This window comes from Yersinia canariae (genome assembly GCF_009831415.1).
Lineage (GTDB): Bacteria > Pseudomonadota > Gammaproteobacteria > Enterobacterales > Enterobacteriaceae > Yersinia > Yersinia canariae.
On the sequence record NZ_CP043727.1, the window covers coordinates 1,549,712 to 1,571,966 of the forward strand.

A 22,255-nucleotide genomic window follows, 5' to 3' on the forward strand; every position below is an offset into this window, starting at 1 on the left:
ACCTTAATCAAAACCATTATTAGCAGCGGTAGTGGCAAACCATTCTCCGCTTTTTTTAACTGTGCGTTTCTGGCTCGATAAATCTAATTGAACAAAGCCATAACGATTCTTATATCCATTACACCAAGACCAATTATCAATAAATGTCCACATGTGGTAGCCGAGACAATGACAGCCTTCACTTATTCCTTTATGTAGCCATTTCAAATGATCAGAAACAAAATCTATTCGATATTGGTCGTTAATTTTTCCGTCTTGTAAAAAACGCTCTTCATTTTCTACGCCCATACCATTTTCGGAAATAAAGCAGCGCGGATTACCGTAATTAAGCCGTAAATTAGTCAAGATATCGTAAATTCCGGCTTCATAAATTTCCCAGCCACGGTAAGGATTCATTTTACGGCCAGGCATTTCGTAGGCGTCAAACAGCCATTCCGGCATAAAAGGGGCCTGTGGATTTACCGCGCTGTCACGGCATTTTACCCGCCGTGGCTGATAGTAATTGATACCCAGCAGATCGATTTTTCCCTCAGCAATGAGGGCTTTATCCCCTTGCAGTCGTACCGGCATTTGGTCGTAATCACACAATAAATCAATCAGTTCCTGCGGATATTCACCACGTAATGCCGGGTCAAGGAAACTGCGGTTAAACAATAGATCTGCATACTCGGCCGCTTTCAGATCCGCAGGATTCTGCGAACGTGGGTATGAAGGTGTTAGGTTCAGCACAATCCCAATTTCCCCCTCATACTGACCGGCGCGATAAGCTTTAACTGCCGTCGCATGCGCTAGCACTGTGTGGTATGCCACTGTGGCGGCTCGCCTAAAATCCACCACATTGGGATAGTGGAAGTCATACAGATAGCCGCCTTCCACCGGAACGATTGGCTCATTAAAGGTAAACCAATGCTTAACCCGGTCACCGAACAGTTCAAAGCACACTTGCGCATAGTGCTTCCAGGCCTCAATCACTTCACGGTTTTCCCAGCCGCCTATCTCTTGCATCGCCATCGGCATGTCAAAGTGGAACAGGGTAATAAAGGGCGTAATACCTTGGGCCAACAGTTCGTCTATCACATTGTTATAGAAGGTGACAGCTTCAGGATTAACTGCACCAACACCATTTGGAATCAAGCGCGACCAACTCAGTGATGTACGAAAACTGTTGTGATTCAGTTGCTTGAGTAGCGCAATATCCTGCTGCCAGTGGCGATAGAATGTTGATGTTTCATTCGGGCCAATCTGCTGATGAAAGCGCGACGGTTGACTGGCGTACCAGGCATCCCAAGTCGTAGGGCTTTTGCCACCGTGCAGGCTTTCCCCCTCAGTTTGCAGTGCAGAGCTGGCACTGCCCCACCAGAAGTTATCTGGAAATAGATATTTCATTAATCTGGTCTCTTTATTAATTAGTCGGTATCAATTGCTACGGACGGTATCTGACAGTGATGGGGCGGTGTCCTGGGCTTTTTCCACTTGGGTTTTTAACAACGAACGTTCATAAGCACGCAGGAATGGCAGATATATCACGGCTGAAACCATCATACATATCAAGCACATAACTACAGGGCTAAAGGCCCAGTTTGCCGCCCAAGATGCACCAATCGGAGCCGGTGTTGTCCACGGAGTCAGGGAAACCACTTGAGCCAACCATCCCAATTTAGTTGCGCTATAAGCCAGAATGGCATTGATCATCGGTACGCAGATAAAAGGTATGAACATTATTGGGTTCATAATGATTGGAGCACCAAACAAGATAGGTTCATTAATATTGAAGAAGCTTGGTACTACACCTAATTTACCAATGGTGCGTAAATGAGTGACTTTGCTCCGCAACAACAGGAATGCCAGTGGTAATGTGGAACCTACGCCGCCAATCAGTAAGTAGTGATCCCAAAAACCTTGCAGATAGATATGCGGTAATGTTGCGCCGACAGCTAGTGCGGCCTGGTTTGCAGCCAGATTGGTCATCCAGAAAGGGCTCATGATGCCCGTAACAATCAGTGAACCGTGAATACCAGAGAACCAAAAAATTTGGCACAGCAATACTGACAGTAACATTGCTGGCAAAGAGTCTGATGCAGAAACTAATGGAGCCAGTAAATGCATGATAGCTTCTGGAATGATCATGCCGGTCTGCGATTCAATGAATAAATTGAGAGGATGCAGTGTGGCAATAATGACCAGTACGGGGATCAGGATTTCAAAAGAGCGCGCAACACCGGTTGGCACCTCTTTCGGCAAGCGAATAGTAATATTGTGTTGCTTCAATGCGGCATAAACGCGGGTGGAATAAATAGCGGTAATCAGCGCAGTGAAGATCCCTTGACCAGAAAGATACTGAGTCGAGATTTTGCCGTCGGCAAAGGGGGCAGCAACGAGTAAGAAGGCCATAAATGCCAGTAAGCCAGTCATTACCGGATCGAGATTAAACTGTCGGCCCAGACTGGCACCTACCCCGACTGAAATGAAAAATGTCATGACCCCCATGCTCAGATTGAATGGCAGCATGAGTTGAGCACGATAGGTCTGAGAGAAGTCCAGCCATGACCGGGCGAATCCCATCGTGGTATCAGCCGAGAATGGAGGGAAAATAAACACCAGCATAAATGAGCCGATGATCATGAAAGGCAGTGCTGCGGTAAAGCCATCACGAATAGCAATAACATATTTTTGCTGCCCGAGACGTCCGGCTAACGGAGTAATAGATTGTTCAATAACAGCAACCATCGATTGATAGAGAGAACTCATTTGAACACCTTCTTAGTGGGTCGCGTTAATGAGCGACAGTGCATAGTCCAGGACTTTATCGCCGCGCTGCATTCCGTAATCCATCATATCTATGGACTGAACGGGAATACCGTGAGCAGCGGCCTTTTCTGAGAGCATACCTAACATGTATTTCACTTGCGGCCCGAGCAGAACTACCTGATAGCGTGGAAACTGAGTATCAAATTCAGATACGCCAAAAGCATCAATCTCGACAGGTATTCCTCTTTCCTCGGCAACTGTCCGCATCTTCCTCACCAGCATGCTGGTGGACATACCGGCGGAACAACACAACATAATCTTGAACATCGACAACCATCCTCAAAATATAAAAATCAGTGTGAAAAACAGTTTTGACACTCTATGGAAACCGTTTTCCAATTAGGTAATGCGGTTGTTTCGGCAATGATTGGATATCATACGGAAACCGTTTTCCATCCAAAGAGAATGGAACTGTGATAGCCATCAAAGTCCAGTATATAAAGGGATTATTTATTTGATGAACATCACAGCTTTGGAGTTTGGATAACTATTTTGGATAGTGATGGAAATTCGGTTTCCATGACAAATGGAAACGATTATACTCAGGAAGCTGCAATAGTGGGGCCAGAGCTGTATTTAGGAATGACAGGCAAGGACTAAAGCCTGCCGAGGAGAGAATCATGTCTACAATCAACGATGTATCACGTTTAGCTGGGGTTTCTAAAGCCACAGTATCACGGGTGTTGAGTGGTTCACGTGGCGTTAAGGAAGCTAGCCGCCTGGCCGTGTTAAAAGCGGTCGATGAACTCAATTATCGACCAAATGTTATCGCGCAATCATTATTAAGTCAGTCAACCGGCTGTATTGGCGTTATCTGTGCGCAGGAAAATATAAACCAAACAACCGGTTATCTGTACGCACTTGAAAAACATCTGAGTCAGCATCAAAAGCATCTGTTGTTGCGTTTTGCCAATAACAAAGCTGAAGTTATGCAGGCTCTGGATGAGTTGACCTGCGGTTTGTGTGATGACGTGCTGATCATTGGTGCTCGTTTTCCGCTCAATCTCGCGGACGACAGTATTATTCTGGTTGATTGTATGGATGTTGATGCTACCAACAGTATCCATTTCGATCATGCTTTTGCCGCCGAAACCGCCTGTAATTATTTAATAAAACAGGGCAGAAGAAAAATTGCCTTAATAAATCCGGATACCAGCGGGTATGTGGACGAAGTGCTCTTAGGCTATAAGCGAGCACTGGAAAATAACTTTTTACCTTTCAATCGTGACCTGATTTTTATGGATTCCACCTCTTCATCGGTTGCGTTGCAAGTGCTGCTTAATAGCAGTGCGACACTCAATTTTAATGCCTTACTGGTCGCTGATGAGCGGGAAGCACAAAGTGTTATTCCACAGCTCCAGGCATTTAATAAATCCGTTCCTGATGACATTATGGTATTTAGCCTAGCCGGGTCGTTACATTATCCGGGCGTTCCGACAATTCCTGCGATTGAATATTCGATGGATGCGATGGCGGCGAAAATAGTGACATGGCTTAATGAGAAAACCAAAAGTGTGCTGGGATCATATGCGTTACGTGGGGATTTAATTATTCCGGATATGCCCGGTAGGAAATGATTTCTGATTAAAATAGCGCTGTGTCAATCTCAGCGCTAAGCAGAGCTAAAAAAGCAAGCCAGCACTAACATTCAGATTACTCGATATAAAAACAATTAGCGGAACTGTGATAAGACTCCGCTTTTACCCCTCATCTGTGTCTATCATATCTGTTGTCACAAATCTGTAGCAATTGAAAGTCTACCGATTCTTATATCCATCATAATGAGTGTTACGGTTATTTCCGTAACATCGAATGAGAAGGGTATATACCACCAACTGGATGACGGAGCTTGAGATGATAAAAGTAAAGACGGCGTATACCCTGACCTTATTGGCAATACTCCTACCTGCTTCAACCCATGTTATGGCTCAAGATAAAAGCGATAATTATAAGCTTGAACAGGTTTTGGTGATGAGCCGTCACGGTATCCGTGCACCGCTGGTGAATTATGGCGATATGCTTTCCAGTGCAACACCGGATAAATGGCCGCAATGGACCACCCCTGGGGGTTATCTGACGCCAAAAGGCGCAGAACTTGAGGCGATGATGGGTGGGTATTTCCGCGAGTGGTTAGCAGATACTAAATTATTAAAATCAACAGGATGTCCGGCACCCACGACGGTATTTACCTACGCCAACAGCTTGCCAAGAACAATTGATACTGCTCAGCATTTCTTATTTGGTGCTTTCCCCGGCTGTAATGTCCCTGTGGCCCACCAAAAAGAAATCGGCAAGATGGATCCGGTATTTAACCCGATCATTACGTTGGATATTACTCCGGAGTTTAAAGAGAAAGCGTTGGCGTCTATTAACCAACATGCAGGGCCGGGTGGAGTCGCGGGTTTAAATAAGCGTTTGCAACCTAACTATGATTTGCTGTCCAGAGTTTTAGATTATAAAAATTCACCAGCCTGCTTGATAGATAAGAAATGTGATTGGAGTACGCAGCCGACAGATATTGTATTAGTGCAAAATAAAGAACCGGGCATTACCGGCCCACTGAGATTGGGCACCGGTGCATCGGATGCTTTCATGTTGCAATATTATGAGGGGTTCCCGGAAAAAGATGTCGCTTGGGGACGAATTCAGTCTTCACAAGAGTGGCGCAAACTCATCGATATTAAAAACCTTTATCATGAAACCTTATTTGGTTCTCCGGCAATTGCGGATAATGCGGCCGAGAAGTTGGTCGGTTTTATCAGTTCAGCTCTTGACCCCATAGGTGAGAAAACGCCAAATGAATCAGCGGCACAAAAAGCTAAGTTGGCCGTTTTGGTCGGTCATGACTCCAATATTGCGTCTTTGTTAGCTGCGCTGAAAACAAAAGAATATCAATTACCCGATCAGTATGAGAAAACGCCTATCAGCGGCAAAGTGGTATTTGAGCGTTGGAAAGATATAAAACAAAACAAAGAGTTAATGAAGGTTGAATATATCTATCTGTCGACTGAACAAATCCGGAATAAAACACCACTGTCACTTCAAAAACCACCAAAAAGAGTCACATTAGAAATCGAAGGCTGCCCAGTGGATGCTAAAGGATTCTGTTCAATGGATGATTTTAGAAAAGCAATAAAACAAAATACCCAAATCTAGTTTGAAACCACTGCTGATAAGTTTGGTCAGAAGTAGAAAATAGGGGCTGGCATAAAATGATAGGCTGCGCTAACGTGGCCTTCTTTGTCAGCCTCTGTTATTTGTAGATTTCCTGATGACACCAATCGCTACTACTCATCGCGCAGTAAAAACTGTTTTCAGACCTTTTTTGAAAGACCGTCTGCTGCATATTTTATTGATTCTAGGTATTGGCCTGACGGCGTGGATGCCAACAAAAATTTCGGCTTTCCCACAGTTTATTGACTGGACAACTATTGTCACTTTATTGGGATTAATGTTACTGACTAAAGGGGTCGAAGTCAGTGGTTACTTCGACTTTATTGGCCGAAAGATCATTAATACATTACGCACAGAGCGGCATTTGGCACTGTTTTTAGTCATGTCAGCCGCAGTGTTGTCGTCTTTTCTGACAAATGATGTGGCACTGTTTATTATTGTTCCACTGATTTTAACGCTGAAGAAAATATCGGCTTTGCCTGTTTCCCGGCTGATTATTTTCTCTGCACTGGCAGTGAATGCAGGCTCGCTATTAACGCCGATCGGCAACCCTCAAAATATTCTATTATGGAGCCGCTCCGAGCTGTCGTTTATTGGCTTTACTCTCCAAATGGCCCCGTTGGCGGGCATGATCCTGCTGACGTTACTGGTAGTGACTTGGTGGCGTTTCCCAGCACGGATTATCAATAAACAGGCCTCCAGCCCCATTTATCCTTACCAATCTCGCCTATTATTGAGTTGTTTGGCGTTATATGTGATTTTTATTATTTGCGTAGATTTAGGCTGGGCAAGCTACGGGTTATTGATTGTTTTTGCTGGTTTATTATTACTGGCAAGAAGGGTTTTACTGGCGATAGACTGGAGTTTGATAGTGGTCTTTATGGCGATGTTTATCGACGTACGCTTATTGACTGAATTACCTGGCTTGCAGTCACTTTTCGGCGAAATTAAAACTTTGTCGGCGGGGGCCGCTTATATGCTGGGCATCGGTTTATCCCAAGTCATCAGTAATGTTCCGGCGACCATTTTATTGCTTAATTATCAGCCCTCCAGCGCGCTGGTGGCCTACGCGGTTAATATTGGCGGTTTTGGTTTTGCATTGGGTTCTATGGCAAATTTAATTGCACTTAGAATGGCGGGCGAACCGGCCATCTGGTTAAAATTCCATGCTTATTCGTTGCCATTCTTATTTTGGAGCGCATTAGTCGGCTGGCTGTTATTGGTATTTTGAGGTGATTGCCGTCAGACCGTTGGCTCAGTAGTCATTCGCTGAACCAGCAGTCTGTAATCTGCTGCCAATTAAAGAAAAATAGCCAGTAAAAAAGCCATGACAATAATCAGCGCGACAAAAGCCAGCGACGGTTTTTGCAACAAAGGTTGCAATGATTGTGGTAGTGCGGCAATCAGCGGGTTGATCAGTGGCTGTGGAGTTTTTTGCTCTTCAGCCAAACGCTGAGCGGCATTCGCCCGGTCTAATCTGGCGGTAAACAGAATATTGATAATGTCGTTTAACTGCGCTTGAGTCAGCGGCGTAGTTGGGCTGGCTTGAAAACGATTCTGGCTGTAATCAATCAATAACTGCTGTTCCTGCGCATCCGCGGGCTGCTTTAGCGCGGTTTGCAGATTAACCAATGTTGGTGCAGTTTGCTGGCTGAGAGCCACTTTGGCCTGTAAAAATTGGCTGAGTATCTGAAAATGGCGCGCGGGCAGTGGGTCATTACTTTTCACTCCCACCATATCAAAGAGCGCTTGCCAGATTTTGGCGGGTTGCTCGCCCGTTGCTGCACTGAGTTTCGCCACCAGCGACTGAATATGCTGATGCTCCGCAGGTAACAATGGCCTGTCAGTTATTGTTGTTAACTGAGGTTGTGGAATATTCAGTGTGCCGGATTGCAGTAACACCAGCACCTGTTGTAATTCAGAATGGCTTAACTGGCTCAACACCGTGTGGCCAAATTGCTGGCGGATAAAGTCACTGACCGCCTGGCGGTTATTGCCTTGCGGCAGTAACTCGGTGAGCTGTTGGCGCAATTGGTGATTGGCGTGATTTTCTTGAGCCTGTGACAAGCGAGTTTGCAGCAATTGCTCCGCCGGTTGGAAGTGGCGTGCGAGTAAATCACTGGTGCTGCTAAGGGATAAATCGTGGCGCAAACCAGCCCAAATTTCGGCAGATTTTATCGGACTTAGCGCCATGATCCGCACAATCAGCTTTTCTAGCGTGGTGCGCTGGGCAGGCGTTAATGCCTTCTCTTCCACTTGGCCCGGAGAGGGTATTTTTGCGGCGGCGACATTGCGATCACTGGCAATGGGAACACCTGGGCCGTTCAAAGGTTGCATATAACCCGTCCTTCGCAGTGGGGGTGACAGTGTGGAAAATGTATCTGTAACCCGGATATAGGCGCAGGTTGCAAGTATGATACCTGTAAATGTGAGTAACCAATATATTCTTCTTAAATTTGGCTTCTATTGCGGTTTGGTACTGGGGTAGCGGCAAAATACCCAAGCTAAATATCATTCTATTAACAAACCGTTTAAGAACCAGACATTGATAATGATAATTATACCCGTCATACTTCGTGCTGCATGTTTGTTGGCGCTATTCGTTATTTGCCCTGTCGATGGCGAGGCCGCTGCAAGTTATGTTTAAATTTTACACTGAGATTTTTATATTTAAATCAATGTATTATGTGGTTTGAATAAGATGTCCTTGCTTACCGCTTTACTGTAACTCGAATCCGTTAGGGTATAAAATGCGCCGCATTAAGACAGCGGCAGATTGATAGGGATGATTAAGTCACCAGTATGTTTAAACGACAACGCGCCGCAAAGTGGTTTCTCTGTCTGGCTTGCCTGGTCATACTGGTTTGTATGACACAACGCATTGCCAGCTTGCACGCGTTAGAAAAAAACCTCCTTTTGACATCGTCGTCACAGGTTGTTGCTGATGGCAATGACGCCCCAACACCTTGTGAGCTCAGCGCCAAGTCCCTGTTAGCATCACCACCGGTTTTGTTCGAATTAGCTATTTTCTCTCTCGGCCTGCTGTTGCTGTTGTTGGTGCCCATCATTCCAACCAGTATGCGGTTCCCTCCGCCCAGAGTCATATCACCCAGCGGTTTGAGGGTGCATCTGCGATTATGCATTTTTCGGGAATAACACAGCAACTCCCTATGTTGCTGTAATTAATCTATTTCTGGAGAAAAATAATGCTCAATTTAAGCAAGACAGCCTTGTTCTGTCTGTTGCTGCTATGGATGCCAGCTCTTTGGGCGGCAGATAGCGGCTGGCTGGTCAGTGGACAAAATGACCATGCCAAGGTTCGGATCCGTACCGAACCTTCTGCTGGCAGTGAAACCCGCATGCTACTTAACATTCAGTTGGAAAAAGGTTGGAAAACCTATTGGCGCTCGCCAGGGGAAGGGGGTATTGCCCCCACCATTACCTGGTCAACGCCTCTCGACGCGGTTAAATGGTATTGGCCTGTGCCGCAACGTTTTGATGTATCTGGGATTTCTACTCAGGGGTATCATGAGCAGGCCGTTCTGCCCATTGTGATTTCCGGCAAGGTTCCCAATACGCTTAGTGGAATATTGACCTTGTCGACGTGCAGTAATGTCTGCATTTTGACGGACTATCCGTTTAGTCTTGATGTGACCTCAGCCGTCAGTGCTGAAAGTCAGCAGCAATTCGAACATGATTTTGCCCAAGCAATGGGGCAGGTGCCGATTGCTAATGCGCTGACTCAGCATATTCAGGCCGGTTTTAGTCAGGGAGAAGTGCAAATACTTGCTCAGCGTGATGAAGGTTGGCAGCAACCTGAATTGTTTTTCGATACTTTGGAAGATGTCGATCTTGGCAAGCCTATCGTCACGGTGCAGGGCAACCAATTGTCGGTACGGGTGTCCGCTACTGACGGCTGGGGAGAGGGGACGGGAGACCTGCGTGGCAAGCAACTGACTCTGGTGATGACCGACGCGGGGCTGGCGCAAGAAGCCACGGTGACTATCGGGCAAGCACTGACTTTGCCGCAATCCACGAGCACGTTTTGGTCTTGGGTTCTCATGGCGTTGGCGGGTGGGTTGATTCTTAACCTGATGCCATGTGTGCTGCCGGTATTGGCGATGAAGCTTAGCTCAATTCTGCAAACTGAGCATCAAACTCGTCGTCAGGTGCGTTGGCAGTTTCTGGCCTCATCTGCCGGGATAATCACCTCATTTTGGTTATTGGCCCTGCTGATGACCGCTTTGCGTTTGGGTAACCATGCTCTTGGTTGGGGCATTCAATTCCAAAACCCGTGGTTTATCGGTTTTATGGTCTTGGTCACTGCGCTCTTTACCGCCAACCTGTTTGGTCTGTTCGAGATTCAGCTCTCTTCATCGCTAAATACCCGCATCGCCGCTCCCCGAGTTGAGAAACCGGGCGCGCATGGTATGGCGGGTCATTTTGGGCAAGGCGCTTTGGCGACCTTGTTAGCAACGCCGTGCTCTGCGCCTTTCCTTGGCACTGCCGTGGCTTTTGCGCTAGCGGCCCCTTTGCCAGCGCTGTGGGGAATCTTTACCGCGCTCGGTGTTGGGATGAGTTTACCGTGGCTGGCGGTGGCGGCGTGGCCCAAATTGGCATTGTGTTTACCGCGCCCTGGCCGCTGGATGAATCATCTGCGGATCGCGATGGGCGTGCTGATGCTGGCGTCCAGCTTGTGGTTACTGAGCTTGATGACCAGCCATGTTGGTTTGCAAACTGTCATGGTCACGGCCGGAATATTATTGCTGGCGCTGCTACTGGCTATCGGCTGGCGTTATGGTGCTCGCATTGCCGCCATTGTCAGTCTAATCGCCGTGCTGATTGTCGGAGGATTGCTACTGGCAGGATCGCTAACCGCCGATTTATGGCGCAAGCCGTTGCGTGACAATATCCCGTGGCAACCATTAACGGAGTCAGCCATTAAAAAAGCACTGACGGAGCACAAAAGAGTCTTTGTTGATGTTACCGCAGATTGGTGTGTGACCTGCAAAGTCAACAAGATACATGTGCTGATGCGCGATGATGTGCAACAGGCCCTGCAAGCGCCCGATGTGGTGGCATTACGCGGGGATTGGACACGTCCTTCTGCTGATATCACGGCATTTTTACGCGAGCGTGGCAGTGTTGCTATCCCGTTCAATCAAATTTATGGGCCACAGCAACCGCAGGGCGTCGTACTTTCTCCACTGCTGGACCGTGATGTTTTATTAAAAGTGTTGGCCGATGCTAAAGGAAATGAAAAATGAGAATTCTAACTGTGTTGTTGATTGCCTTACTTTCAGCGCCATCATGGGCCGCAGCCCCTTTTACCCCGGAACAAGAGGTGCGGATAAAAGAACTGATTCGTGAAACGCTGATAGCGAATCCGGATATTTTGGAACAATCGGTCAATGCCTGGCAGCAGCAAGCCAATGATGCGCAGGGGCAACAACTGAGTCAATTTATTGCGGCCAACAAGCAAGCCCTGTATCAAGACCCCGGTAGCCCTCGCTTTGGCGCGACAACCCCGCAACTGACTTTGGTTTCGTTCACCGACTACAATTGCCCCTTCTGCAAAACGTTTGATCCATTGCTGGAAAAACTGGTCAAAGAATATCCACAGGTGGCGGTAGTGATAAAACCGTTGCCATTTAAAGGGGAAAGCTCAGTGACCAGTGCGCGGCTGGCGTTGACCTTATGGCAACAGCATCCTGATCAATGGATGGCTTTTCATCAGCGTTTGATGGCGAAAAAGGGCTTCCACGATGCCAGCAGTATTGCTGCCGCACAGAAAAAAACCGGAGTGACTGCTGTGGAACCGAGTGAACAAAGTCTGAATGTGCTGCGCTCTAATCTGAAACTCGCTGATCAGTTAGGTATTCAGGGCACACCTGCCACCTTGATTGGCGACCAAATGGTGCCGGGCGCTATTTCTTACGAACAACTGGAGACGATAGTGAAACAGCAACTGGCGCAGGCGGGTAAATGAATCGCTTAAAACGCTGGGGGAAAGAGCTGGTGGTTTTGTTGCTGCTGGTGGCGGTGGTTTCGTTCGCAATGGATTGGCTGCGTAGCCCGCAAACCCCAGCGGATTGGCAGGATTCGGCCTTACAAACACTGGCAGGAAATACCGTTTCCTTACAGGAAATGAGTCAGGAAAAACCTCTGCTTATCTATTTCTGGGCGACATGGTGCGGAGTGTGTAAATTCACCACGCCCAGCGTCAATCAGTTAGTGCAAGAGGGCGAAAATGTTCTGACTGTGGCGCTACGTTCTGGTGATCCCGCGCAAGTTGAAACTTGGCTGCGCAAAAAAGGCTATCAATTGCCAGTGATTAATGACCCGCAAGGCCAGTTATCAGCTCAGTGGCAAATTAATGTCACACCGACGGTGGTCATCCTCTATCAAGGTAAGATGGTACAGCACACCAGCGGCTGGACCAGCTACTGGGGGATGAAACTGCGCTTATGGCTGGCATCTTTCTAATTTAATATTTTTTCATTTAAAGCCCGGGCCACTATGCCGGGCTTTTTTTTGCCTGACATTGCCCGATTGCTGCACTTAGCCGGGTAATTCCTTGGGCTATCCGTTCCGGGGAGTTGGCGGCAAAATTTAAACGCAGGGTAAATTCGCCGGATGATTCTTGGGTATAAAATCCGCCACCTCGCGCGAAGGTCACGCCAGCTTGCCATGCCAGTGGCATTAATTGCGAAACTGACACGTTTTCAGGCAGTTGCAGCCAGATAAATAACCCGCCATCAGGTATTTCAAACTGGCAACCCAACGGCAATGTTTGTGTCAGTGCCTCGGCCATAGCATCGCGGTGTTGGCGATATAAACGGCAAGCCCGGCGCAATTGTTTGTCGTAACGCCCAATGGTAACAAAGGCATCCAACGCCCGCTGGATCAAATTCGAACTGGTAAAACTATCAACATGTTTTAAGCGCGCCAGTTGTGTGTAGTGCGGTTGGTCGGCGACCAGATAGCCAATGCGCATGCTGGGCAGCAACATTTTGGAAAAAGTACTGACATAAATAACTTCGCTCGGGGCCGCCAGTGAGCGCAGTGAAGGCAACTTCTTGCCGCTATAACGCAAGTCACCCACATAGTCATCCTCAAGGATGACGACTCCCGCGCGTCGAGCTATGTGCAGTAGCTGATGGCGACGGCCCTCACTCATACAGCGACCCGTGGGGTTATTGAAGTTGGGAATGCAATAGATCAGTTTAGGTTGATGTTCAGCTAACAGCGCGGGCAGGGTTTCGAGTTGCATGCCCTGTTGATCACTGGGCAGTGCAACAACATTCACCTTATGCAGGCGAAACAGGGCAAGTGCTTCGGCATAAGTGGGCTCTTCCACCAACACCGTATCACCCGGCGCTAATAGTGATTGGCTCACCAAGCTAATGGCGTGTTGCGAACCATTGGTTATCAGCAATTGCTCGGGGCGCGTCGGGATACCCTGTGCAGAAAGAATACGGCTGAGAGTATCGCGCAAGGGGTAATAGCCGCAGTAGTCGCCGTAACTGAATGCTTCTTCAGCATGACGCCGCAGTATCGATTGTAGCGTCTGGCGAAATTCATCCAGCGGAAAAACCTTCGGGTTGCCAATCCCTGCGGCAAAATTGATGGTGTCCGGGGGCAGGGGAATGTCAGCATAACCGTCAAGGCGCGAGGTCACGGTGGTAAAACGATCGAGTGGAAACTCACCTTGCAACAGCGGTTGTGGCTGACTTGGCGGTGGCGGCAGGTAGCGGACATAGGCCCCGCTCCCACGCCGTTGCTGTAAAAAACCTTTTGCTGCTAACTCGGCATAGGCGTTATCCACGGTGAGACGGCTAACGGATAATTCGGTAGCCAGAGTGCGAGTTGATGGCAATTTATCCCCGTCAGCGAACACACCACTGAGGATAGCTCGGCGCAGTGCTTCTTCAATTTGCAGATACAGCGGAATATCTTGTTGGCGATCTAAAGGAATATGCATGTCATAACGCCGAAAGTGGCTCATATATAAAATGATGCATTCACTATACCCAATGCCAGCAGGGCTTCAAGAAAGAAAAAGTGGCCTGTATTAATCAGTAGGGAAGTGGCACTGGTGGTGAGAAAACGCCGGAGTAAAATCGTATCAAACTAATTAATGCTGTGAATCTAATGAGGCTGTTATGGCAGTACCGGCGGGATTACCCCCATCATTTATCCGCACTCCGCTGATGGGCAGCGGCTTTTTTACCGGCAAACGGCAAGGGTACGCACTGGCCATTATCAGTGCCATGTTATTAGGTTTTACCGGGATTATTATCCGCATCCTCACTGTACATTATCATTTGCCCACATCTGTCTTAGCTTTTTGGCGCGCGGGGTTGGTTGCAGCCGTCCTGTTGCCCATTTTATTAGTCATCAGGCCCGAGTGGGCCAAATTACGCCGCGACCAAGTGAAATTCTATTTGTCTTATGGCCTACTGTTGGCGGTATTTAATGGATTATGGACAGAATCCGTCGCGTTAAACGGGGCGTCGATATCCACTATCTTGGTTTATTGCTCGGTAGGTTTTACTGTTTTTCTGGGCTGGATTTTTTATAACGAATATATGGGCTGGCGCGAGCTATTCGTTATTGTAATCAGTCTGGCGGGTTGTTTTTTGGTCAGTGATGGCGTGAATATCACGGCGACAGATTTTAATTTTATCGGTTTATTTATTGGGCTAGCGTCGGGAATTGGTTACAGCTTTTATACTCTGGCTGGACGAATTGCCACTGACCGCCGTTATCCAGTGTGGAATACCATTTTGTATGTATTTGGTTTCTCTGCCGTCTATCAATGGATATTTAATCAGTTTCTGATGTGGTTCCCGGTGCCCGGGTTGCAGCAGATGGTGGGAGATGTATTTTTCTTGTCTGCAGGGGCGCAAGGTATTCAATGGTCTGGCTGGGGATTATTGCTGATTTTGGCAGCAGGGCCGACATTACTGGGCTTTGGTTTATTTAATCTGAGTTTGAAAACTCTCCCGTTGGCCGTGGCCAGTTTGATATTAACTTTGGAATTGGTGTTTACTGCTGTAATTGCATATTTTCTGTTAGACGAAACCTTATCGGCTTCGCAATTACTTGGCAGCGCATTGGTCTTATTAGGCGTATTAATGCTGCACAGAAAAGATAATACAGTGGGTGAGATAGCCACAACGGATAGCCGTGGCGCTATCTCACCTTAATAATTTATTGCGCTATTCTTCGGCGTAATGGTGTGCGCAGGCGTTGAGCTAAGATCACCCCTGCCAGGGTAATACCACCACCAATTAGATGATAATTGTGCAATTGCTCATGCAGGAAAGTGACGGCGATAATGGCTGTAAATACCGGTGTTAGGTTCATAAATATTGACGCGGTGTTTGCCCCCAGTCGCATTACGCCATGAATCCATAAATAAGGCGCAATAATAGAAGCAGGGATGCCGGCAAATAATACCAGTGGGATATTCTGCGCGGTTAATTGCACATCTGGTGCCAGCAGGAAGTTTGGTAATAACAGCACCACACCAAAGGCAATTTGCATATACAGGGATTGCCAGTTAGGTAACTGAATCGCCCAGCGCTTGGTCAATACCCCATAGAGTGCATAGGATGCTGATGCGCCGAACATCATCAGTTCGCCTTTGCCAATGCCGTGCTGTAGCAATTGTACCGGATTACCCGCGCTGACCAACCACACTAACCCGCCTAATGACAGCACACTCCCCAATGCAATCCCGACAGTAGGCGCAACACGTAACACCACAATACTAATAAGCACAGTAAGTAATGGAATCAATGAGCTGAGTATTCCCATAAACAGGGCACTGACACTGTGGGCGGCGTAATAAGCTAGGCTTTGATACAGCACCATACCTAACAGCCCCAGAATCATCAGTTTCCACCAATAAACACGGATGGCTTGCCAGTTGCGGATAACGCCCAGCAGTAAAAATGGCGTTAGAGTCAGTAATGCCAGTACCCAGCGATAGAAAGAGATTGCCGCCGGATCGATGGCGGTGGCGGATACTTTGCTGACAACAGCATTGATTGACCAGATAATCACCGCGAATAAGGGAAATAACACATTCATACTCATCATTCTCATCTAAACAGCAAGGTATATATACCCAAAGTCATTGGCGTTGCAGCGGCCTTGTAGAAGCAAGACTCAGAGGGGGCCGAGTAGTGAGAGCCGCTAATATCGCTGCAACATCAATAAAGAAGAAGGCTAGTCTACATCTGTCTGATTTATTCTATATACTGATAATCAGACAATGGTTGCTGTGATTAGGACAATTTCAGCCGACAGGCGCGGAACCACAAGAGATAAATGACGATGACAAAACCTAATTTTCCGGTGGTTGCTGCCAGCGCGCCGCAGAACTTGTCTTTCCGCTGTGAGATATACAATGCCAATACTGAATTCCTGCCTCATACCCATGCCTATGGGCAATTGATCTGTGTTAAATCGGGCGTGTTAGCAATGAATATTGGCGGCCAGCGCTTTCTGGCACCCCCTGAATTCAGTGTTTGGGTTCCCGCTGGTGTCGAGCATTCCAGCTATAATCGCAAGCCGATGCATTTTCGCGCCATTGATATTGCACAGGAATTCTGTGATGAGCTCCCCACGTCAGCTTGCCTTATCAATGTCAGCCCGATTTTTAACGCCATCGTGGAGGATTGTTTCTCTCGTGGCTTATTTATGCCAGAAAGTGAGCAAGATATACGTTTGGGGCGCGTGTTAATTGACCAGCTCAGAATTTCACCAGTGCAATGTACTTATTTGCCTACCTCACAAGATAAGTTGTTGTCGCCCATTCTAACGGCGCTGGAGCGCTGCCCATCAGACAATACGTCGTTGGCACTCTGGGCGAAGCGGGTCTATACGACGGAGCGAACATTATCGCGCCGTTGCCAGCAAGAGTTGGGGATGGCGTTTAGTGAATGGCGGCAACGATTGCGTTTTTTACATGCAATTTCTTTGCTGGAACAAGGGCTAACGGTGCAAAATGTCGCCCTTGATGTGGGGTATAGCTCAGCGTCCGCATTTATTGCGATGTTTCAGCAAGTTTCCGGGACGACGCCAGAGCGTTTTCGTCGGAGTAATCCCCTTCATACTTGAGGCCGCAGGGTGTTGGCTGCAACTTCAATAACTTTGGGTATATACTGACCCCCCTGTTTTTCATCTGTAGGGCAGCAAGCTGTCGGAGAGCAAAGTGAAAATTCTGGTTGATGAGAATATGCCGTACGCCGATGCGCTATTCCAGCGGTTAGGTGATGTTCAGGCGGTGCCGGGGCGACCAATCCCCCTTGATGCACTGGCTGGTGCCGACGCGCTGATGGTGCGCTCGGTCACCAAAGTGAATGAAGCGCTGTTGCAAGGCACTTCAATTCGTTTTGTGGGCACGGCGACTGCTGGCACTGACCATGTCGATGATAACTGGCTACAGCAACAGGGTATTGGCTTTTCTGCTGCGCCTGGGTGCAATGCTATTGCTGTGGTTGAATATGTTTTCTCCGCGCTGATGATGATGGCCGAACGTGATGGTTTCCAGTTGCGTGATAAAACTGTCGGTATCATTGGTGTCGGCAATGTGGGCTCACGGCTGAATGCTCGCCTACAAGCTCTGGGCGTTCGCACACTTCTGTGTGATCCTCCGCGTGCGGATCGGGGCGATAAAGAGACGTTTTGGCCACTGGAAAAACTGGTGCGCGAGGCTGATGTTCTCACCTTCCATACGCCGCTTAATAAAACTGGTGCTTATCAAAGTTTGCACATGGCAGATGATGAATTACTGGCTGCGCTGCCGGATGGCCGCATTCTGATTAATGCTTGTCGCGGTGCGGTTGTCGATAATGCTGCATTGCTCCGCGCGCTGGAGAAAGGCAAAAAACTCAGTGTGGTATTGGATGTGTGGGAGCCAGAGCCAGAGTTATCTTTGCCGCTGCTGGCCCGTGTTGATATCGGAACCCCCCATATCGCTGGATACACATTAGAAGGCAAAGCTCGCGGCACCACTCAAGTGTTTGAGGCATTCAGCCAGTATTTGGGTCAACCACAATCTGTCGAGCTTGCTTCCTTATTGCCAGCGCCAGAATTCAGCCAATTACAGTTAAATGGTGAGTTGGACGAAGGCACATTAAAACGATTGATGCACTTGGTGTATGATGTGCGCCGCGATGATGCGCCGCTGCGCCGTGTTGCGGGCCAACCGGGTGAATTTGACCGCCTGCGCAAGCACTATCAAGAACGGCGTGAATGGTCGTCACTCTGTGTGCAGTGCGACGATGCCGCCAGTGCTGAGTTGTTACAGAAATTAGGGTTTAGTACTCAATTACGCTAAGCCGCTCTGTAGCATAATTATGATGGAATATCAGGCGGTATTTTACCGCCTTTGTCCTTGTATCAATCCTTGTAATTTAATGAACGTTAGTGGAGAAAACCAACATGTCTGACGGCTGGAATATTGCTCTGTTAGGAGCAACGGGCGCAGTAGGTGAAGCTTTGCTGGAGCTGTTAAATGAGCGCCAGTTCCCGGTTGGTGAATTGTATCCTCTGGCCAGCGAGCGCAGTGCGGGTGCTACCGTGCGCTTCAACGGCAAAAGCATATTAGTTGAAAATGCCGCAGAATTTGACTGGTCGCAGGCGCAACTGGCCTTCTTTGTTGCGGGTCAGGAAGCTTCGCAGCAATATGCGGAAGAAGCGGGTAATGCAGGTTGTCTGGTCATTGACAGCAGCGGCTTGTTCGCGATGGAGCCGGATGTGCCATTAGTGGTCCCCAGTGTGAACCCACAAGTATTGGCGGATTATCGCAATCGCAATATTGTGGCAGTTGCTGACAGCCTAACCAGCCAGTTGTTAACCGCGATTAAACCATTGACTGAACAGGCCGGTTTGTCCCGTCTGCATGTCACCGCACTGATTTCTGCTTCCGCCCATGGCAAAGTTGCAGTGGATGACCTCGCGGGGCAAAGTGCCAAACTGCTCAATGGCATTCCCGCTGAGCAAGGTTTTTTCGCCAAACAATTAGCATTTAACGTTTTGCCACTGCTGGCTGACGAAGAGGGCAGTGTGCGCGAAGAGCGCCGTTTGGTGGATCAGGTGCGTAAAGTCTTACAAGACGAAGGGTTACCAATCTCCGTGAGCTGTATTCAGTCGCCGGTATTTTATGGCCAGGCGCAGGTGGTTCATCTGGAAGCTTTACGCCCGATCTCCTCGGATGAAGCTCGCAGCGAACTGGAAAATTGTGAAGATATCCAGTTATCTGAAGAAGATGATTACCCAACTCAAGTCAGTGATGCTTCCGGCAGTGATGTTTTAAGTATCGGTTGTGTCCGCAATGACTATGGTATTCCCGAGGTATTGCAGTTCTGGTCGGTAGCCGACAATATTCGTTTTGGTGGCGCATTAATGGCAATTGAAACGGCGGAGCGCCTGTTGCAGGAGCAACTATACTGATGTCCGAACTTGAGTCGGCTCAGCCAGAAAATACCGTGGCTGAAGCTGCGGGTATTAAAATTGCGCTGGGCATTGAATATAACGGCAGTCGCTATTTTGGTTGGCAACGCCAGCAAGAGGTTGCCAGTGTGCAGGGCTGCCTGGAAGCAGCACTCTCAAAAGTTGCCAATGAACCTATTGGCGTATTTTGTGCCGGGCGGACAGATGCCGGAGTGCATGCGACCGGGCAGGTGGTCCATTTTTTGACCACCGCAGAACGCAAAGATGCCGCCTGGACAATGGGGGTCAACAGCCATTTACCGCCAGATATTGCGGTTCGCTGGATAAAAACGGTTGATGATGATTTCCATGCCCGCTTCAGTGCAACTGCTCGCCGTTATCGTTATATCATTTTTAATCATCGCTATCGCCCGGCGGTCTTGGCGCAAGGGGTAACCCATTGTTATATGCCGCTGGATGCCGAAAAAATGGAACAAGCCGCGCAATGTTTGCTCGGTGAGAATGATTTTACCTCGTTCCGTGCGGTACAGTGCCAGTCTCGTACACCATGGCGAAATGTAAAACATGTCAAAGTTACCCGACATGGCGCGTATATCGTGGTAGATATCAAGGCCAACGCGTTCGTGCATCATATGGTGCGTAACATTGTCGGCAGTCTGATAGAGATTGGTTGTGGTCATCAGAGTGTCAACTGGATGGCGGAGTTATTGGCGCTGAAAGACAGAACGCGTGCCGCGGCGACGGCAAAAGCGGAAGGGTTATATTTAGTTTCGGTCGACTATCCCGATAACTTTGCTTTACCGAAAGCGCCGATGGGGCCGCTTTTTTTAGCTGATGACTGATTTTATCATCTTGTTTTTAGGCCATAATGCGAGTTTGACTGGCTGCTTACCTGAGGCTAAGGAATACCTAAGGAAGTTCAGCTAAACTCGCTCGCTCAATCAAAGATTAAGCTCGTTTACCACTCGAGAGTATTTATGGAATTTATACGTTTCGTTATTGATTTTATTTTACATATTGATGTTCATTTAGCGGAGTTGGTGGCGCAGTATGGGGTCTGGGTTTACGGCATTTTATTCCTGATTTTATTCTGTGAAACGGGTCTGGTGGTAACGCCATTCTTGCCGGGAGATTCTTTGTTATTTGTGGCCGGCGCATTGGCCTCATTGCCTTCTAATGATATCAATGTTCACATTATGGTGGCCTTGATGGTAACCGCCGCCATTCTGGGGGATGCAATTAACTACACCATTGGCCGAGTGTTTGGTGAAAAGTTATTCAGTAATCCAGATTCCAAGATTTTCCGTCGCAGTTATCTGGATAAAACCCATCAGTTTTACGAAAAGCATGGTGGTAAAGCGATTATCTTGGCGCGATTTGTACCGATCATTCGTACTTTTGCGCCCTTTGTCGCCGGTATGGGTAAAATGTCCTATCGTCACTTTGCCGCTTATAACGTGATTGGGGCGTTAGTATGGGTGCTGTTATTCACTTATGCTGGTTACCTGTTTGGTAATGTGCCTATCGTGCAGAACAATCTGAAATTGCTGATTGTCGTCATTATTGTGGTGTCAATTTTGCCGGGTGTATTCGAGGTTTGGCGGCATCGGCGTGCGGCCGCGCGTCAGAAAAATCAGTAAAAACGTTACCTAAGCCGCGGGTTCGACCAGTTTTTTATCTACACTGTCGAGCCAATATGGTTTAATGAGTAACATTTATGGTCTGTTCCTGCGGACAATCCGAGTTTAGTGCCTTAGTGACGCTGTACTGGCGTATGTCTTAGGCATTTTTTATTGGGGCGTTTTCAGGGAGATGGTTAAAGCATGAACAGCGGACTGGCAACAGCCAGGTTCAAACAGAAAGGTCATCGATGAGCTGGATTGAACGAATTCTTAACAAAAGCAATATCACACAAACCCGTAAAGCGAGTATTCCTGAAGGGGTGTGGACAAAATGCGACAGTTGCGGTCAGGTACTTTATCGTGCTGAATTAGAACGTAATCTGGAAGTGTGTCCTAAGTGTGATCACCACATGCGTATGTCAGCCCGAGCACGGTTACATATGCTGTTGGATGCAGGCAGTGAAGTTGAATTGGGTAGCGAACTGGAGCCGAAGGACATCCTGAAATTCAAGGATTCCAAAAAGTATAAAGACCGCCTCTCAGCTGCGCAAAAAGAGACGGGCGAAAAAGATGCTTTGGTTGCCATGAAAGGAACCTTGCAGGGTATGCCTATTGTGGCTGTTTCATTTGAATTCGCCTTTATGGGTGGGTCAATGGCATCAGTTGTGGGGGCTCGCTTTGTTCGCGCGGTAGAACAGGCACTGGAAGATAATTGCCCACTGGTGTGCTTCTCTTCTAGTGGCGGTGCTCGTATGCAGGAAGCATTGATGTCCTTGATGCAGATGGCAAAAACCAGTGCTGCTTTAGCTAAAATGCAAGAGCGCGGCTTGCCTTATATCTCAGTGTTGACTGACCCGACCATGGGCGGTGTTTCCGCCAGTCTGGCGATGTTGGGCGATATCAATATTGCTGAGCCAAAAGCATTGATTGGCTTTGCTGGCCCTCGCGTTATTGAGCAAACCGTTCGTGAAAAGCTGCCGCCGGGTTTCCAGCGCAGTGAATTCTTGATTGAAAAAGGCGCTATCGACATGATAATTCGCCGCCCGGTTATGCGCCAGACGCTGGCCAGTATCTTGTCGAAACTGACTCATCAACCGCAGCCAAGCGTGGTTGAGGTCAAGGCTGATGCTGCTGTGACTGATAATCAGGCTGATGCCTGATGAACCGCACGGGCACCTCCC

General features: G+C 48.1%; 20 protein-coding genes. 14 read left to right on the plus strand and 6 right to left on the minus strand.

Going from position 1 to position 22,255, the window contains the following annotated elements:
* Positions 1 to 3: 3 nt before the first annotated feature.
* From F0T03_RS07315 to F0T03_RS07325, 3 genes are read right to left on the minus strand one after another with little or no spacing between them, the layout of a single operon-like run.
* Positions 4 to 1,386, minus strand: a complete 1,383-nt coding sequence (locus F0T03_RS07315; RefSeq protein ID WP_159677597.1) for a glycoside hydrolase family 1 protein — start codon at positions 1,384 to 1,386, stop codon at positions 4 to 6.
* Positions 1,387 to 1,416: 30 nt separating this feature from the next.
* A complete protein-coding gene (locus F0T03_RS07320; protein ID WP_145556296.1) occupies positions 1,417 to 2,748 on the minus strand; it encodes a PTS sugar transporter subunit IIC in 1,332 nt (443 codons plus the stop codon).
* A gap of 12 nt (positions 2,749 to 2,760) precedes the next feature.
* Positions 2,761 to 3,075 (minus strand): PTS sugar transporter subunit IIB, encoded by a 315-nt coding sequence (locus F0T03_RS07325; protein ID WP_145556297.1) that lies wholly within the window; start codon positions 3,073 to 3,075, stop codon positions 2,761 to 2,763.
* Positions 3,076 to 3,428: 353 nt separating this feature from the next.
* On the opposite strand from F0T03_RS07325, the gene F0T03_RS07330 reads away from it, so the two are divergent.
* The 3 genes from F0T03_RS07330 (at position 3,429) to F0T03_RS07340 (ending at position 7,213) form a co-directional block, all read left to right on the plus strand.
* A complete protein-coding gene (locus F0T03_RS07330; RefSeq protein ID WP_145556298.1) occupies positions 3,429 to 4,385 on the plus strand; it encodes a LacI family DNA-binding transcriptional regulator in 957 nt (318 codons plus the stop codon).
* A 277-nt stretch (positions 4,386 to 4,662) separates the two neighbouring features.
* Complete coding sequence (gene agp / locus F0T03_RS07335; protein WP_159677598.1) at positions 4,663 to 5,964, plus strand: bifunctional glucose-1-phosphatase/inositol phosphatase; 1,302 nt, start codon at positions 4,663 to 4,665, stop codon at positions 5,962 to 5,964.
* A gap of 115 nt (positions 5,965 to 6,079) precedes the next feature.
* Positions 6,080 to 7,213 (plus strand): SLC13 family permease, encoded by a 1,134-nt coding sequence (locus tag F0T03_RS07340; protein ID WP_159677599.1) that lies wholly within the window; start codon positions 6,080 to 6,082, stop codon positions 7,211 to 7,213.
* A 68-nt stretch (positions 7,214 to 7,281) separates the two neighbouring features.
* Here F0T03_RS07340 and flk read toward each other — a convergent pair whose 3' ends face one another.
* Entirely contained in the window at positions 7,282 to 8,319 is a 1,038-nt protein-coding gene (flk, locus tag F0T03_RS07345) for a flagella biosynthesis regulator Flk (RefSeq protein WP_145556301.1), read from the minus strand.
* A 465-nt stretch (positions 8,320 to 8,784) separates the two neighbouring features.
* Here flk and F0T03_RS07350 point away from each other — a divergent pair, with 465 nt between their 5' ends.
* Genes F0T03_RS07350 through F0T03_RS07365 form a run of 4 tightly spaced genes read left to right on the plus strand, consistent with a single transcriptional unit; the run spans position 8,785 to position 12,468 of the window.
* Positions 8,785 to 9,138: a copper resistance protein gene (locus tag F0T03_RS07350; RefSeq protein WP_145556302.1), complete on the plus strand. Its 354-nt coding sequence runs from the start codon at positions 8,785 to 8,787 to the stop codon at positions 9,136 to 9,138.
* A 50-nt stretch (positions 9,139 to 9,188) separates the two neighbouring features.
* Positions 9,189 to 11,249: a protein-disulfide reductase DsbD family protein gene (locus F0T03_RS07355; protein WP_159677600.1), complete on the plus strand. Its 2,061-nt coding sequence runs from the start codon at positions 9,189 to 9,191 to the stop codon at positions 11,247 to 11,249.
* Positions 11,246 to 11,971: a DsbA family protein gene (locus tag F0T03_RS07360; RefSeq protein WP_145556304.1), complete on the plus strand. Its 726-nt coding sequence runs from the start codon at positions 11,246 to 11,248 to the stop codon at positions 11,969 to 11,971. Before F0T03_RS07355 ends, F0T03_RS07360 begins: the two co-directional genes overlap by 4 nt.
* The gene (locus F0T03_RS07365) at positions 11,968 to 12,468 is read left to right on the plus strand and encodes a protein disulfide oxidoreductase (RefSeq protein WP_159677601.1); all 501 of its coding nucleotides are present in this window, start codon (positions 11,968 to 11,970) and stop codon (positions 12,466 to 12,468) included. Before F0T03_RS07360 ends, F0T03_RS07365 begins: the two co-directional genes overlap by 4 nt.
* Positions 12,469 to 12,499: 31 nt before the next feature.
* Here F0T03_RS07365 and pdxR read toward each other — a convergent pair whose 3' ends face one another.
* The gene (pdxR, locus tag F0T03_RS07370) at positions 12,500 to 13,966 is read right to left on the minus strand and encodes a MocR-like pyridoxine biosynthesis transcription factor PdxR (protein WP_162526905.1); all 1,467 of its coding nucleotides are present in this window, start codon (positions 13,964 to 13,966) and stop codon (positions 12,500 to 12,502) included.
* Positions 13,967 to 14,147: 181 nt separating this feature from the next.
* Here pdxR and F0T03_RS07375 point away from each other — a divergent pair, with 181 nt between their 5' ends.
* Positions 14,148 to 15,194, plus strand: coding sequence for a DMT family transporter (locus F0T03_RS07375; RefSeq protein ID WP_159677602.1), 1,047 nt, complete (start codon positions 14,148 to 14,150; stop codon positions 15,192 to 15,194).
* A gap of 4 nt (positions 15,195 to 15,198) precedes the next feature.
* Here F0T03_RS07375 and F0T03_RS07380 read toward each other — a convergent pair whose 3' ends face one another.
* The gene (locus tag F0T03_RS07380; RefSeq protein WP_159677603.1) at positions 15,199 to 16,083 is read right to left on the minus strand and encodes a DMT family transporter; all 885 of its coding nucleotides are present in this window, start codon (positions 16,081 to 16,083) and stop codon (positions 15,199 to 15,201) included.
* Between the two features lie 246 nt (positions 16,084 to 16,329).
* Here F0T03_RS07380 and F0T03_RS07385 point away from each other — a divergent pair, with 246 nt between their 5' ends.
* From F0T03_RS07385 to accD, 6 genes are all read left to right on the plus strand, one after another.
* On the plus strand, positions 16,330 to 17,115 hold the full coding sequence (locus F0T03_RS07385) for an AraC family transcriptional regulator (protein WP_159680762.1): 786 nt from the start codon (positions 16,330 to 16,332) through the stop codon (positions 17,113 to 17,115).
* A gap of 94 nt (positions 17,116 to 17,209) precedes the next feature.
* Positions 17,210 to 18,337 (plus strand): 4-phosphoerythronate dehydrogenase PdxB, encoded by a 1,128-nt coding sequence (gene pdxB, locus F0T03_RS07390; protein WP_159677604.1) that lies wholly within the window; start codon positions 17,210 to 17,212, stop codon positions 18,335 to 18,337.
* 104 nt (positions 18,338 to 18,441) lie between these two features.
* A complete protein-coding gene (locus F0T03_RS07395; protein WP_145556310.1) occupies positions 18,442 to 19,452 on the plus strand; it encodes an aspartate-semialdehyde dehydrogenase in 1,011 nt (336 codons plus the stop codon).
* Entirely contained in the window at positions 19,452 to 20,294 is an 843-nt protein-coding gene (gene truA / locus F0T03_RS07400; protein WP_145556311.1) for a tRNA pseudouridine(38-40) synthase TruA, read from the plus strand. The genes F0T03_RS07395 and truA overlap by 1 nt, the downstream gene beginning before the upstream one ends.
* A 135-nt stretch (positions 20,295 to 20,429) precedes the next feature.
* Positions 20,430 to 21,092: a DedA family protein gene (locus F0T03_RS07405; RefSeq protein ID WP_025378957.1), complete on the plus strand. Its 663-nt coding sequence runs from the start codon at positions 20,430 to 20,432 to the stop codon at positions 21,090 to 21,092.
* Positions 21,093 to 21,322: 230 nt separating this feature from the next.
* Entirely contained in the window at positions 21,323 to 22,234 is a 912-nt protein-coding gene (accD, locus tag F0T03_RS07410; RefSeq protein WP_145556312.1) for an acetyl-CoA carboxylase, carboxyltransferase subunit beta, read from the plus strand.
* The last annotated feature ends 21 nt before the right edge of the window (positions 22,235 to 22,255 follow it).